The sequence below is a fragment of the Pseudomonas sp. GP01-A4 genome (assembly GCF_058780865.1).
Genome location: NZ_JBYSWF010000015.1, coordinates 91,354 through 105,089, shown reverse-complemented (window position 1 = coordinate 105,089; position 13,736 = coordinate 91,354). Strand labels below are relative to the sequence as shown.

The 13,736-nt window shown below is 49.8% G+C and carries 10 protein-coding genes; 3 read left to right on the top strand and 7 right to left on the bottom strand.

From position 1 onward, the window contains the following. The first annotated feature begins 420 nt into the window (after positions 1-420). A complete protein-coding gene (locus tag AC3WKX_RS11915) occupies positions 421-651 on the top strand; it encodes a hypothetical protein (RefSeq protein WP_019818108.1) in 231 nt (76 codons plus the stop codon). Between the two features lie 187 nt (positions 652-838). Here the strand turns inward: AC3WKX_RS11915 and AC3WKX_RS11910 are convergent, their stop codons facing one another. The 7 genes from AC3WKX_RS11910 to AC3WKX_RS11880 form a co-directional block, all read right to left on the bottom strand. Beyond that, positions 839-2,278 carry an ArnT family glycosyltransferase gene (locus tag AC3WKX_RS11910; RefSeq protein ID WP_019818109.1) on the bottom strand — a complete coding sequence of 480 codons (1,440 nt, stop codon included), beginning with the start codon at positions 2,276-2,278 and terminating at the stop codon, positions 839-841. After that, the gene (locus AC3WKX_RS11905; RefSeq protein WP_024073373.1) at positions 2,272-3,255 is read right to left on the bottom strand and encodes a glycosyltransferase family 2 protein; all 984 of its coding nucleotides are present in this window, start codon (positions 3,253-3,255) and stop codon (positions 2,272-2,274) included. Before AC3WKX_RS11905 ends, AC3WKX_RS11910 begins: the two co-directional genes overlap by 7 nt. Further along, complete coding sequence (locus AC3WKX_RS11900; RefSeq protein ID WP_024073372.1) at positions 3,221-3,640, bottom strand: GtrA family protein; 420 nt, start codon at positions 3,638-3,640, stop codon at positions 3,221-3,223. The genes AC3WKX_RS11905 and AC3WKX_RS11900 overlap by 35 nt, the downstream gene beginning before the upstream one ends. Positions 3,641-4,429: 789 nt before the next feature. Further along, on the bottom strand, positions 4,430-4,756 hold the full coding sequence (locus tag AC3WKX_RS11895) for a DUF2790 domain-containing protein (RefSeq protein ID WP_019818112.1): 327 nt from the start codon (positions 4,754-4,756) through the stop codon (positions 4,430-4,432). A 149-nt stretch (positions 4,757-4,905) separates the two neighbouring features. Then, complete coding sequence (locus AC3WKX_RS11890) at positions 4,906-8,058, bottom strand: CusA/CzcA family heavy metal efflux RND transporter (protein WP_024073371.1); 3,153 nt, start codon at positions 8,056-8,058, stop codon at positions 4,906-4,908. Positions 8,059-8,082: 24 nt separating this feature from the next. After that, positions 8,083-9,327 carry an efflux RND transporter periplasmic adaptor subunit gene (locus tag AC3WKX_RS11885; RefSeq protein WP_024073370.1) on the bottom strand — a complete coding sequence of 415 codons (1,245 nt, stop codon included), beginning with the start codon at positions 9,325-9,327 and terminating at the stop codon, positions 8,083-8,085. A gap of 67 nt (positions 9,328-9,394) precedes the next feature. Further along, complete coding sequence (locus tag AC3WKX_RS11880; protein ID WP_131672237.1) at positions 9,395-10,666, bottom strand: TolC family protein; 1,272 nt, start codon at positions 10,664-10,666, stop codon at positions 9,395-9,397. A 392-nt stretch (positions 10,667-11,058) separates the two neighbouring features. Between AC3WKX_RS11880 and AC3WKX_RS11875 the strand changes: the two genes are divergently transcribed. Then, positions 11,059-12,402: an OprD family porin gene (locus AC3WKX_RS11875; protein ID WP_024073368.1), complete on the top strand. Its 1,344-nt coding sequence runs from the start codon at positions 11,059-11,061 to the stop codon at positions 12,400-12,402. Positions 12,403-12,897: 495 nt separating this feature from the next. After that, positions 12,898-13,572, top strand: coding sequence for a heavy metal response regulator transcription factor (locus AC3WKX_RS11870; RefSeq protein WP_019818115.1), 675 nt, complete (start codon positions 12,898-12,900; stop codon positions 13,570-13,572). Positions 13,573-13,736: the final 164 nt, after the last annotated feature.

The window sequence follows — 13,736 nt, the reverse complement described above, 5'->3', positions numbered from 1 at the left end:
GCCTTAAACTCTTTCACGCCCCTCTGAGTGAACCACAGACGGAGTCAAAAAAATTCGACAGCCAGTTTGACTAACCGCCAACGGCGCCGCATTTGAGATGCCAGCTAATCTAGCCGTTAGCTTCGATGCGTAAACAAAAATATCCAATCGCTGCTACACAGTCTTTAGATCGTTTATGGCTAGCTTCCACTAGTGGCAAAAAATCCAAAAACATCAATGGCTTAGATATCACATTAAAGGTTATGAAAGAAAAATAGCCTGCTTCGGAGCTTTCACAAACACAAAATTTATACCGTTTCACCAAACGCATAAATTACGAAATTGTAATGATTCCCTCACCCTGCTGTTAGCTTCAAAATCCTAAACTATCAAACCACAAAGGCTGCTAGTTAAGCAGACCTAGTAAACATCGAGGGCACAATGAAATTCATAAAACTCCTCTCTATTGGTATCGTACTGACTGGATTTATGAGTTCCGCTTTTGCTGAAGACGGTTTCGAGCGAACCAAAAATTTCAAAGATAACTTCCGAGCCGAGCAAGCTCGTCTATGGGGTCCTGATGTATCGGAGAAAAGTAAGCAGAAAATTGCTCAAGAAAAACAGAAAGAACCTAAGGGCATTAGCAGCAAGTCGACAACTAAGAGACAGTAAAAAACAATTAACACGATCAAAGCCATCGACAAAAAGCCAGATTAATATCTGGCTTTTTAGCAACCTCTCCCTAATTGTACTTATTAAATAATTTTTCAGCATCAAAGATAAATCCTGAGATGGATTATTCACTTTAAACTGAAAAGCAGCTAGAAATTTAAATACTCTCTTCGCCGGGCTCTTACTTTCAACGGGAGCCAGTAGCACTATCTCCTAGAATATTTTCACCATCCTGTGCAGTGTCCTTCCAGCGGCATAGAAGCAGTTGGCTCGCGTTCGTTTCAGTGATTATTTTGCAACCAACGTCTACAGGTAGATCAGAATCGCTGTCGCGCAAACGCCTGGAAAGGTAGAACGATCTGTCGCGAGGCCACTTGTCAGGATCTTTGATGCTTTTGGACATTCCCCGGCTATAAAACTCCGACGAATACGAGCGGCGGCCAGGATAAATCAGGGGGCCCGATTGAGACGACTGCACATCCAGCCAGGCCTGCACTAAATCTCGCTGGTTCTGAGGACGATCCTCAAGCACACCGTTATAGATAATACCGGCGCCCGCGACTGGCAGCATCAGAGCGCTCGCTGCAGCAGCCCAAGCAGTCTTTCTGCCCACTTCGCTGATACATTCGGCAAGGAGTAGCGTCCATGCAGGCAGAGCAGGAAGAAGATAGGTCCAGAGAATGTTACCAGAGAAAGTAAAGAAAACAGGTGTCGCCAATGCCCAAAGCCAAAGGTATACATCGAAGCGCTGCATCGTCCCACGCCTGCTAATAACGAGGGGTAGAAAGAAAGTCCAAGGAAGCAACGCTAAGCCAAGCTGAATCCATATGGTGCCGTAGGGCTTGGCGTGAGCACTCCCGTAGAGATCCCCGGCCCAATCACTTACAACATATCGGCTCCAGTGCTCGCCGACAAAAAAATACTCAAGGAAACCCGGCGTCTTCATTTCGGCTGCAATGTACCAAGGCACTGATATACCTAACATGAGAGCAATCCCCGTTACCCAAGGAAGCCTCAATACCCGATTCCATTGCTTGTAGATGACGATCCAAAAAAATGCTGGCGCGCCCATCAGTACCAAGGTCAGTGGCCCTTTAGCAAGCAGGCCCAAGCCGAGAGCTAAGAACATAAGGTAGGCATCCCCTTTGCCTGCGCACTTCATCCAACGCCAGAAACCATAGCTGGCCAACAGGATCGAGAACGATAAAACGGGGTCAGTCAGCACAACACCACTGGACACCAAGCCCAGCGCCGTGCCGGAAAAGATGATGGCTGCCCAAATGCCCGCCTTGCGCGATACCTCCTGTGTCGCGAGCCTGATGATGATGAAGCAGCTTGCCAAGTGGAGAAACCAGGCTGGGAATCGAGCAGCAAACTCATTGGTGCCGAATACCGTCATGCTCGCCGCTTGGGTCCAGAAAGACAGCGGTGGCTTGCCCCAAAATGGAACTCCGTAATCGAACATCGGAGTCACCCAGTCACTCAGTTCAACCATCTTGCGTGCCATTTCAGCGTAGCGTGCTTCAGAGGTATCCATCAGGGGATATACGCCCAGCCCCAGGAGACGCAAAAGCAGAATCGAACTCAGGATGAACCACAATGTTCGCTCGCTTTTCAAATTCAGCATTTCTTACCCTCGAGTGAGGAAGCCGGAGGATGAATAGTCATGGGTCGCGCTTCATTATTACTATTTAGAAAATAAAGGGGGCGGCGTTTGACCTCCGCGAGCGTTACGCCTACGTACTCGCCCACCAGTGCAACACCCACGCACATGAATGAAGCAATTCCGACAAGCAGGTGATGGATGTCAAAGGAGCCTGCTACCAGTACTGCGAGCAGGTAGCAGATGCTGGAGACAAAGAAACTGAAGCTAATGAGACTGAATATACGAAGCGGCTTGCGGGAGAAGCTGAGAATACTTTCGATGGCTAGGTCCAGCAGGCTAGCGGCGTTCCACTTGGTATTGCCGGCATGACGGGAAGTGCGATTGTAGGGTAACTCAATGGTGCGAAAGCCTACCCAGCCGATCAAACCCTTAAGAATTCTGGAGCGTTCGTCCAGCGCTCTTAAGGCGGCCAATGGAGCAGGACCAATCAGACGGAAGTCACTGACATCCACCGGAAGATCAACTTTCTCCACCAGGCGCTGCATGATCCAGTAATAGCTACGTGCACTCGTGCGTTTTAGCCAGGAGTCGCCAGTTCGCAAGTCGCGTTGCATGTTCACAACGTCGTAACCCATCTGCCAATGATATACCATACTCGAGATGAGTTCAGGTGGATCCTGAAGGTCGACATCAATGAAGATCAATGCGCTACCGCGTGCATGGTCGATCCCTGCACTTAACGCAGCCTCTTTTCCGAAGTTCCGACTTAGGAACAGGCATCGTACATTTGATCCATCTTGATAGTGTCGAAGTAGGTCTGCAGTTTGATCGCTACTACCATCGTCGACATAGAGAATCTCGCACGAAACAGGCAGGCGCTTTACAACTCTGGTGATGCGCTTGTGAAATTCCGGAATGGTTTGCTCTTCTTGAAAGCAAGGAACCACTATTGTTAACAAGGGGTCAGCGCGTTCGGAAAGCCGATGTGATGTCCGCATGATTGAATGTCCAGAAACGATGCGCAGTGAATCCGAGCGCAGTTAGGGTTAAAGTCACTAAAATCTGAGAGACAAGCGGTGAGAGATTGAATTTAATCAGAACCCACATACCTACACCATTACCGATATTAGTTGCCAACGAGACAAGTACAAACCTGATAGGTTGAAGCTTATAAATTCCCGTCGCCACGAAACTGAGCCTTCTATTACCAATATAGCTAATAATAGCGCCTATCACGCCTCCGCCAACGCTGGCTAACACTGGATCAGTAACTCCATTTACAATAAGCAGGAGAAATACAAAATAGTGCCCCCCGGTTGCTACGAATCCAATGCCTAGATAACGAATAAGCAAAGCTATGATCGACATGCTTGTATTTTCCATCTACAAAGACTAAACAACCCGAAGTGAAAAAAAAGTGAACTGCATGTAATTTCAGAACTAAATGATGCAGCACCTCGACAATAGCTGTGCCACCCAACAAACACCAAAAAACCCTAATAATAAACTGAACAAATAACTCTAGCATGATCCAGAGATTACAATTCTGATAAGAGCATATACATGATGGCACTTTAGATCTTGGACAATTAAGCACTTTCTCAAAACATGAAAACCAGTAACGACACCAATAATTACACCAATTAAGTATCAACTTACCAACCAGTGATCCATTTTCTCACGAGCGCCCATCAGTTTAAACAAGAAGCAACCTGCTAAACGTACGTGTCGTCGAGCTAAGCCCATATATTCAGTGTTTATTTTTGGTTGGGTAGCAAGCTAGTACGACCCAGAACTTGCTGCCACACCATCGACTTTCGTTTTTCGTTCAAAGCCTGAGGACTCACCTAAAGCAATTATCCGGAGTTAAGTCTTTAAGTAAGCCTAAGCCCCGAGCCAATTATAAACTTTCCAATAAACACCCTTATCAAGCCGCACTTCGACTGAGTCAGTGCTCATGCTTTGCCTGGATGTCACAGAAATCAGTTTTTTTCAAAATTCGCTGCTTCTGAGTGCAAATTCGCCGGCCTAAATTTTTTAGCTGGACTTGACTTACTTTTGGGGAGGGGGGCAAGGACTGACAATCTTTGGTTAAAACATGTCAAGGACCATAGAAAACGCCAGGCATCGCCTGGCGTTTTTCTATGGCCTCTAAAAATCCTATCGATGCATTCAATTTTTGTTGTTGACACATTGGGAAAACAAAGAATAACGAATCGTATTAAGCTCACCCCGCGAGTCTTCGTAGGTCATCAACCGTTGATACACCTCGCAAGTACGGGGATCCTGGGACTGACGCACAAATTTTGCAACATCAATCTTCATTCCATACTTGTAGTCCTGAATCTCTGGTATTGGCTTATTATTTTTCGCCGCATAGCTAGCCACGGCGTTCTGATGTTCCTGAATATATTGCAACTGCTTCTTTTCGGAAAACGTAGTAGCTTGTGAAACTATAGGCAAAACAGCTAGGGCTGCCGCAATGATAAGCTTTTTCATAAGGTCCTCTCAATATCAATCTTATTGGGAGTAACCTTATCAACTCACAGGCATCACCGGCATGACGGTAAACTTACAATTTTGAAAGGTGACAACAATATCCAGAATGAAAAGCCCACAACGTTGCTGTGGGCTTCTGTTATGGGCTATCAGCTACCCGCTTCATCACCATCATCATCTTTGCGGTGTGCCCATTGATACAGAGCAGGAAGCACCAACAGAGTAAGCACGGTAGACGAAAGAATCCCGCCAATCACCACTGTCGCCAGTGGCCGCTGAACTTCAGCACCGGTACCTGTTGCGAGAGCCATCGGGATAAATCCGAGGGATGCGACTAGGGCTGTCATCAGAACGGGCCTTAACCGTGTCAACGCGCCTTCATCTACCGCTTGCCGGAGGGTACGTCCTTCCTCCCGCAGCCCGCGGATAAAAGAAATCATAACCAGGCCGTTTAGAACTGCCACACCGGACAGCGCAATGAAGCCAACTCCCGCCGAGATAGACAGCGGGATATCCCGCAACCACAGTGCAACTACACCGCCGGTGAGTGCGAATGGAATTCCGGTGAAGACCAGCATGCCATCCTTCAAGTTGTTGAACATCAGGAACAGCAGTGTCATGACCAGAAGCAATGCGACTGGAACAACGATCTGCAGACGCTTGGCTGCTGATTGCAACTGCTCAAACTGGCCACCCCAGGTAGTCCAGTAGCCTGCTGGGATCTGCACAGTAGCCAGCGACTTAGTCGCTTCTTCAACGAACGAGCCTAGGTCACGGCCTCGAACGTTTGCACTAACTACTACCAGCCGTTTCCCATTTTCGCGGCTGATCTGGTTCGGGCCCAACTGCAAGTCAAGATTAGCGACTTGGGACAGAGGAATGAACCCTATCTGATTAGCATCCTGAGCAACATTAGCAGGCACAGGAATCAGCAAGCTGGACATACCCGCTACGTCAGTGCGCACGGTCTCAGGCAGTCGCACCACCATATCGAACCGACGATCGCCCTCATACAATGTACCTGCCTGGCGGCCACCCACAGCAATAGCAATTGAGTTTTGCACATCCGCGATGTTCAAACCGTAGCGTGCTGCTTTTTCGCGGTCGATGTTGATGGTTAACACAGGAAGGCCGGAAGTCTGCTCAACCTTGACCTCCGATGAGCCCGGTACCGCTTTAAGCGATGCCGCGATTTTGTTGGCGGTGCTGTTGAGCGCGTCCATGTCATCGCCAAAAACTTTCACCGCAACGTCACTACGCACGCCCGAAATCAGCTCGTTGAAACGCAACTGGATCGGCTGGGACAACTCATAGTTGCTTCCCGGGACACCTGCTGCGGCTTTCTGCACCTCAGCGATCAGCTCATCACGAGGCTTATTGGGATTTGGCCACTGATCCTGAGGCTTAAGCATTATGTAGGCGTCAGAGGCGTTAGGCGGCATTGGATCAGATGCGATTTCTGCAGTACCCGAGCGTGCGAACATCCGCTCTACTTCTGGGACCTGCGCTATTACCGCTTTCTCCAGGCGCTGTTGCATCTCGACGGACTGAGTAAGGCTCGTTCCGGGCACTCGCATAGCCTGCATCGCAAAGTCGCCCTCACTAAGGCTGGGAATGAACTCGCTACCCATACGACTTGCAAGTATACCGCTAAGTACGACCAGAGCTACTGCAGCCGAGAACGCAATGTTCCGGTGCCCAAGAACCCATTGCAGTATCGGCTCATAGCGCTGTCGGGCGGTGCGCATTACCACGCCCTCCTCTTCCTTGACCTTGCCAGTGATGAACATGGCGATAGCAGCAGGAACAAAGGTTACGGAAAGAATCATTGCCCCCAGCAGCGCCATTACGACAGTGAATGCCATGGGGTGGAACATTTTTCCTTCGACGCCGGTTAGGGCGAAGATCGGCAGATACACTACCATGATGATCAACTGGCCAAATATCAGTGGCCGGCGAGCTTCACCTGCAGCGGCAAAGACTTCATGGAAGCGTTCTGCTTTGGTGAGTATGCGACCATGCTTGTGTTGCGCATGAGCCAGTCGGCGGATCGCGTTTTCTACTATAACCACGGCACCATCTACAATAATGCCAAAGTCGAGTGCTCCCAAACTCATTAGGTTTGCACTAACCTTGTTGTTGAACATACCTGTGAAGGTAAATAGCATGGACAGCGGGATCACCATTGCGGTGATCAGTGCTGCGCGGATGTTGCCGAGGAACAAGAAGAGAATAGCAATTACCAGAATCGCGCCTTCCACCAAGTTCTTCTTCACCGTCGCAATGGCTTTTTCAACCAAGTTGGTACGGTCATAAACGGTCACAGCAACCACGCCCTTCGGCAGGGTGCGGTTGATGTCGGTCAATTTGGTGGCCACAGCTTGGGACACTGTACGACTATTTTCACCAATCAGCATAAATACGGTACCGAGTACTACTTCGCGACCATTCTCAGTAGCAGCCCCCGTTCGCAGTTCTTTACCGATGCTGACTTCAGCAACGTTGCTGATGCGAATCGGCGTGCCATCTACACTGGTAATTACGATGTTGGCAATATCTTCGATATTGCTTACCTGACCCGGCGCACGAATGAGCAACTGCTCACCATTACGCTCGATGTAACCGGCGCCCACGTTGGCGTTGTTGCTTTCCAATGCAACTACCAGGTCATTAAGTGTCAGCTTGTAGGTAGCCAACCGCTTCGGGTCCGGCGCAATCAGAAACTGCTTGGCGAAGCCACCGATGGTGTTGATCTCGGCAACACCAGGGACGTTGCGCAGCTGCGGCTTGATAATCCAATCCTGGATCACTCGCAGGTCGGTGGGAGTGTAAGGAGTACCATCTTCTTTGAGTGCGCCATCTTCCGCTTCAACGGTCCACAGGAAGATTTCACCAAGCCCGGTGGATACAGGCCCCATGACGGCCTCGACCCCATCTGGCAACTGTTCCTTTGCAACCTGCAAACGCTCGTTAATGAGTTGGCGGGCAAAAAAGATGTCAGTACCGTCTTTGAAGATCACGGTGACCTGTGACAAGCCGGAGCGAGATAGGGATCGGGTTTGCTGAAGGCCCGGAAGACCGGCCATGGCCGTTTCAACTGGAAACGTGATCCGCTGTTCGGTTTCCAACGGCGAGTAACCAGGGGCGCCAGTGTTAATCTGCACCTGGACGTTTGTGATATCAGGCACCGCATCAATGGGCAGTTTTTGGTAGCTGTAGATACCTATACCGGCCATGATTAGAACTGCGATCATTACTACGATGCGCTGCTCAATGGCGAATCTGATGATACGTTCAAACATAAGAAATCATCCTGTAAATTCGCATCAGTGGCCATGCTCGGCAGACGCTTTGCCAAGCTCAGACTTGAGCGTGAAGCTGCCACTGGTTGCCACTTGGGCACCCGATTGGAGGCCTTCGGTTATTTCCACATAGCCACCGGCACGGCGACCTAGAGTTACCCTGCGAGTGTCGAAGCCCTCAGTGGTCCTCACGAAAACTGCAGTTTTTTCCTCGACGGTCTGCACCGCTGACTCTGGAACAGCTACAGCAACTTGATCAGTTTGTGACGTGACTGCGATGCTCACGAACAGCCCCGGTCGCCAGGCCCCATTGGGATTGGTCAGAGTGACACGGACGGGCGCTGCACGATTCTGCTCGCCCAAAAGGCTGCCTACGTAACCCACCTTGCCCTCGACCTCAGCCTTCATGTCAGGAGAAGAAACCTTTACCGAGCGGCCAGTCACGACCTTTCCGAGATCGCCAGGAGGAACCGCGAAAGTTGCCCACACCTGATTAAGATCGGACAGGATGAAAGCATTGGTTGCCTCGCTGACCACCTCACCGACGGTCAGGTGCTTTTCCACTACAACTGCGTCGAAAGGCGCACGCAGTTCATAGCGGTTACCGCCTGCAGAATTGACCGAAGCGCCGATTGCTCCGACCTTTTGCTTAGCGTTGGCCAGTGATATTTCAGCTTCTTGCAAAGCTTGTCGCGCCTGAAGGTAATCTTGCTCGGCGGAGATTTTGTCCTGCCACAACTGCTTCTCGCGGTCAAAAGTCAAGCGTGCCAACTCAACACGTCGCTGTGCAGCTTGTTGCTCACTGCGCATATCCGAGATCTGTTGACTGGCAATCACCGCAAGGACTTGGCCCTTCTTGACCGACTCGCCCAGGTTCGCCTGAACGCTTTCAACAACTCCAGGAACGCGAGGTACCACATGTGCGGTGTGGTCCTCATCAAACCGTATTTCGCCAGGAAAAGTCACAATAGTGCTAATCTCACGGGGAGCAGCTGCTTCCAGAACGACGCCCGCAGCCTCAATCTGCTCGGCGCTAAGCGTCATCTTGCCCTCTTCCTCATTGGCATTTTCGCTGTGGCCTTCCTCACCGTGACCTTCATCCCCCCCGTCTTTAGCAGGTGCTACAGCAGTTCTCTCATGGCCATCTTCAGTGCCATGTTCGGCCTTACTGACTGGAGGCTGCTCGGAACTGGAGTTCCAGGCGAAACTGCCAAATCCGAGGACTGCCACAGCGATTACCGCGAGCGCGATCTTGCGTTTGTTATCCATTGCTACTCCTGCTGATCTTAGGTACCGGCTTATTCAAAGACGCATACAAGGAAAATGCCTGGCCTGTTCAGCGCGTATTGGCAGTCAAGCCGACGTCGCCATACACCCTTTCCACTTGAGCACGCGCATTGGTCGCAGCCGCCAAAGAGTCGAGGTACTGGCCACGAGCAACTATCAAGGTGCGCTGAGCATCCAGCACTTCGATGAAACCGAATTTGCCCATCTCAAATCCACGAGTTGCGGTATCCACGGCCTGTTGAGCTGAAGGCAGGATCGTCTTGTCATAGGACTCGACCTCCTGCATGGCGGTAGCCCACTGATTCACTGCGGTTTGAGTTTCGGAACGTAGCCTGAGCTCAACAGCGTTTCGCTGGTCTCGGGCCTGATCTGCGCGGCGAGAAGCGGAAAGAATGTTGCCCTGATTGCGATCAAACAGCGGTAAAGGCATCGACAGCCCCACGACATTGACCCTCTCGCGAATAGAGCGGTCGTATTGGCTACCAACACTCACGGTGAGATTCGGGATGCGCTGCGCCTTTTCCGCGCCTAGTGAGGCATCGCTCTTATCTATTTGAGCAAGCGCTTGACGCATATCTGCGGTTTGATCGAGCTTCGCCAGTAATTCTGTAGCTTGCGGCGGCTTGCCGGGAGATAGGTCTGGCGAGTCAAGACGATCAAATGCAGTGACCGAACTGCCTATTAACTGGGCCAATTGCTGGTAAGCCGTTGACTTCAAGGTTTCAGCGCGCCTTACCTGTAACTTGGCTTCAGCCAGTTGCACCTGAGCGCGCGTGGCTTCCACCGGCGAGGACTTACCGGCACGCACCCGTCCATCGACGATGCGCAGACCGCGTTCGGTGAGCTCCAATGATTGTTTTGCCAGATTCAAGCCGGTCTGAGCTCTCAAAGCAGCGTAGTAAGATTGAACAACATCTGCACGAAGGCTATTGACTCGACGGTCCAGCTCTAACTGCGCGACGCTTTGACCGTAGGTTGCAACCTCGACACGAGCACGTCGCTTGCCACCCAACTCTAACGGCTGACTAAGCGCGACAGTCGTCGTGCTGGTATTACGACGGGTGTCTTCTACTTGATAAGAAATTTCAGGATTGGGGATGAGTCCAGCCTGCTTGCGCACTCCTTCAGAGATTCCGATCTCTTGACGTGCTGCTGCAAGATCGGGGTTAGCGTCTATTGCCGTCGAAAGCGCTTCAGCCAGACTGAGACTCTGGGCAAATGCGGCAGGCACCCACAATCCAGACAAGACCATACAGAACACAAAGACTTTCAAAGGAAAGATGGGGGTTTTAGATAAAGCAATGTGATTATACCAGGGCACTTTGATAGTCCTCATGCACAAACTTTGATAAAGCTTGGCGAGAACGCCTAAACAGCTGCCAAGCTCCTCTGGATCAGGTGATGGCACTCTAATCAGCGATCACTATCAGAGGGGTGGCTATAAAATTACAATTTCGTTAGAAACCCTGGGGGGATAGTCGAAATAGAAAGCTTTCAGGCGAAACGCAGGGATTTAGTGAAAAAGATTCTGGAAGCCCTGCAACGGTGGAAATACCTGATAACAGAATTGTAATCACCCCGTCACCGACTCGTTATCTTTGATCTGCAAATATGACCCAGGCGCTATTCTAAGTGCTCCACCGGGCCAAAACAACAGACTATACCCGCGTAGGTAAATCATAATAAAAACTGCCGTAATCAAAGGAGCATCGCATGAGACACAAAGTAACTTTGTATTTGGCTGCGGTTTCAGCTTTTTCTGGAAGCTATGCCCTCACGGCACAAGCGGAAGGTAAACCAGAAGGTTTTATTGAAGGTAGCAGCCTTACTGTTCTAAACCGCAACTTCTATTTCAATCGTGATAATCGTGATGCATCTGCGCCGACTTTCAACAGCGGCAAAGGCAATACCAACGGTTATTCCGAAGCTTGGGCACATGCGATAATCACTAAATTCAACTCTGGTTTTACGCAGGGCACTGTGGGCTTTGGTATAGATGCGTTTGCAATGATTGGCATCAAGCTTGATACTGGTGGCGGGCGCAACGGTGGCCGTAGCAGCTTTGACGTGCTGCCTGTTAACGGTGACGGCGAAGCACGTGATGAATACACTAAGGTGGGTGGAGCAGCGAAGTTTCGGCTGTTTGATACTGTCGTAAAGGTTGGAGATGTTTTCCCCGCAACACCCGTCGTGGCATCGGGAGATTCTCGCTTACTCCCTGAAAGTTTCCGCGGCGTGACGGTCGAAAATAGTAGCATTCAAGGCCTAACCTTGCAGGGTGGTCGACTGCATGCGATGAGCCAGCCTGGTTCCAGCAACTTGAACGATAACTTTGCCACATTTTATGCCGGCCCGGTCAACTCGCCTTGGATTGGGTACGGCGGCGGTGATTACCAAGTCAACGACAACATCACGGTGAGCCTTTACGCCAGCCAATTGAAGGATGTTTGGAATCAATACTATGCCGGTAGCAGCCTCACTTACCCACTCAGCGATGATTTGACGCTTATCGGCGGATTCAACTACTACAAAGCTGTAGATGAAGGCAAGAAGCGCCTGGGCGAATTCGACAACAATATATGGAGCGCCAAGCTCGGCGTCCGGTACGGTGCGCATACTCTTGCACTGTCTCATCAGCGAAACAATGGCGATGACGACTTCGACTACCTTCGTCAATCAGACTCAATCTTCGTTGACAACTCAATACAGTACAGCGACTTCAACTCACCGAAGGAACGCTCTTGGATGCTGCGCTACGACTTGAACATGACCAGCTACGGTATTCCGGGGCTATCGTTCATGACTCGTTATGCCAGAGGTTCTGGTGCAGACTATTCGAACGCCAATCAATTCTATATGCGCACTGATGGTAACGGCGATCCGCTCACGAATCAAAAACGTTGGGAGCGTGATATTGAAGTCAAATACGTCGTACAAACAGGTGCGGCGAAAGATCTTTCCTTGCGATTACGTCAAGCAAATACTCGTGCCACTGCATTCGAATCGGACTTGGATGAAGTACGCCTGATCGTTGAATATCCACTTTCGATACTGTGAGCCCTAAACAAGATCGATTTATTCATGTGACTCGCCTAAAACAAAAATAGCGAGCTTAAAGAATTCACCTTGAGTTGCTTAAATGCTCCTTTGGTAAAAGGTGAATATTTTGCGCCCCCCTGGGGCGCTTTTTTTTACCTAAAATTCGAGTAAATCTTCGAGTACGCGCACCGCGTCCCGATGGAGTTCATGACTGCACCAGTGACCGCCTTCTTCAGCATGAGAAAAATCGCCCTCATCTGCACGGAATAAAATGGCCATAATAAAAAAAACAACCCAACATTTCATAAGGTCAATTCAGCAGTAGAGAAATAACCCGCAACTGGTTGGTCCGAGCCACGATATAATATATCGCGATGTTATCAAGTGTATTGCTCACTGATTACAAGTACGTTATTTAGCCCCCACCCAAGTGGTTTTGAATTATCATTCCTGCCAATGATGACAGCGCATTCGCGTAGTTAAAACAGCTCAGTCATATCGAGACAAAATCCAATGCGAATTCTGGTAATTGAGGACGAAGTAAAAACTGCCGAATATGTGCGCCAAGGCCTTACGGAGAGCGGTTATATCGTGGATTGCGTACATACCGGATACGACGGGCTTTTTCTGGCCAAACAACATATGTACGAGTTAATCATCCTAGATATCAACCTGCCGGAGATGGATGGGTGGCAGGTACTTGAATTGTTGCGAAGAAACAATTGTCTTTGTAGAATTATGATGCTTACTGCTCGAAGTCGCTTGGTTGATAAAATCAGAGGACTAGAGAATGGTGCAGATGATTACCTAATTAAGCCTTTTGAATTCCCGGAACTGCTTGCTCGAGTTCGCGCACTGATGCGCAGGTCTGATAATCCAGCATCTGTTGAGATCATTCGCGTAGCCGATCTGGAGCTGGATCAAAGCCGTCATAGGGCGTTTAGAGACGGTCAGCGTATCGACTTAACAACGAAGGAATTCGCACTTCTGCACTATTTAATGAGAAATACGGGAATTGTCCTGAGTCGTACACAGATCATATCTCAGGTATGGGACATGAATTTCGACTGCGATACAAATGTTGTAGAAGTTTCAATTAGAAGATTAAGAGCCAAGATGGATGATCCTTTTGAAAACAAACTGATACATACACTCAGAGGCGTAGGATATGTTCTAGAAAAACGCTAGCGTGCTGTTCTTGAAGCAATCACATACGCTCCTGTGATTTCGCCGACTCACGGGCACTTCAGGTTTCATCCAAGTTTGTCTTTCACTTGGCGCTTCTGGCCTACCGCGTCGGATATACATTTCGGCGCGCAAAAAACTTGCTAATCGAAGCTTTCAACTCGCCT

Excerpts from the sequence above, each read along its gene's own strand:
- AC3WKX_RS11915 (WP_019818108.1), top strand. The coding sequence starts at position 421 with ATGAAATTCATAAAACTCCTCTCTATTGGTATCGTACTGACTGGATTT.
- AC3WKX_RS11885 (WP_024073370.1), bottom strand. The coding sequence starts at position 9,327 with ATGGATAACAAACGCAAGATCGCGCTCGCGGTAATCGCTGTGGCAGTC.
- AC3WKX_RS11895 (WP_019818112.1), bottom strand. The coding sequence starts at position 4,756 with ATGAAAAAGCTTATCATTGCGGCAGCCCTAGCTGTTTTGCCTATAGTT.
- AC3WKX_RS11870 (WP_019818115.1), top strand. The coding sequence starts at position 12,898 with ATGCGAATTCTGGTAATTGAGGACGAAGTAAAAACTGCCGAATATGTG.
- AC3WKX_RS11875 (WP_024073368.1), top strand. The coding sequence starts at position 11,059 with ATGAGACACAAAGTAACTTTGTATTTGGCTGCGGTTTCAGCTTTTTCT.
- AC3WKX_RS11910 (WP_019818109.1), bottom strand. The coding sequence starts at position 2,278 with ATGCTGAATTTGAAAAGCGAGCGAACATTGTGGTTCATCCTGAGTTCG.
- AC3WKX_RS11900 (WP_024073372.1), bottom strand. The coding sequence starts at position 3,640 with ATGGAAAATACAAGCATGTCGATCATAGCTTTGCTTATTCGTTATCTA.
- AC3WKX_RS11890 (WP_024073371.1), bottom strand. The coding sequence starts at position 8,058 with ATGTTTGAACGTATCATCAGATTCGCCATTGAGCAGCGCATCGTAGTA.
- AC3WKX_RS11905 (WP_024073373.1), bottom strand. The coding sequence starts at position 3,255 with ATGCGGACATCACATCGGCTTTCCGAACGCGCTGACCCCTTGTTAACA.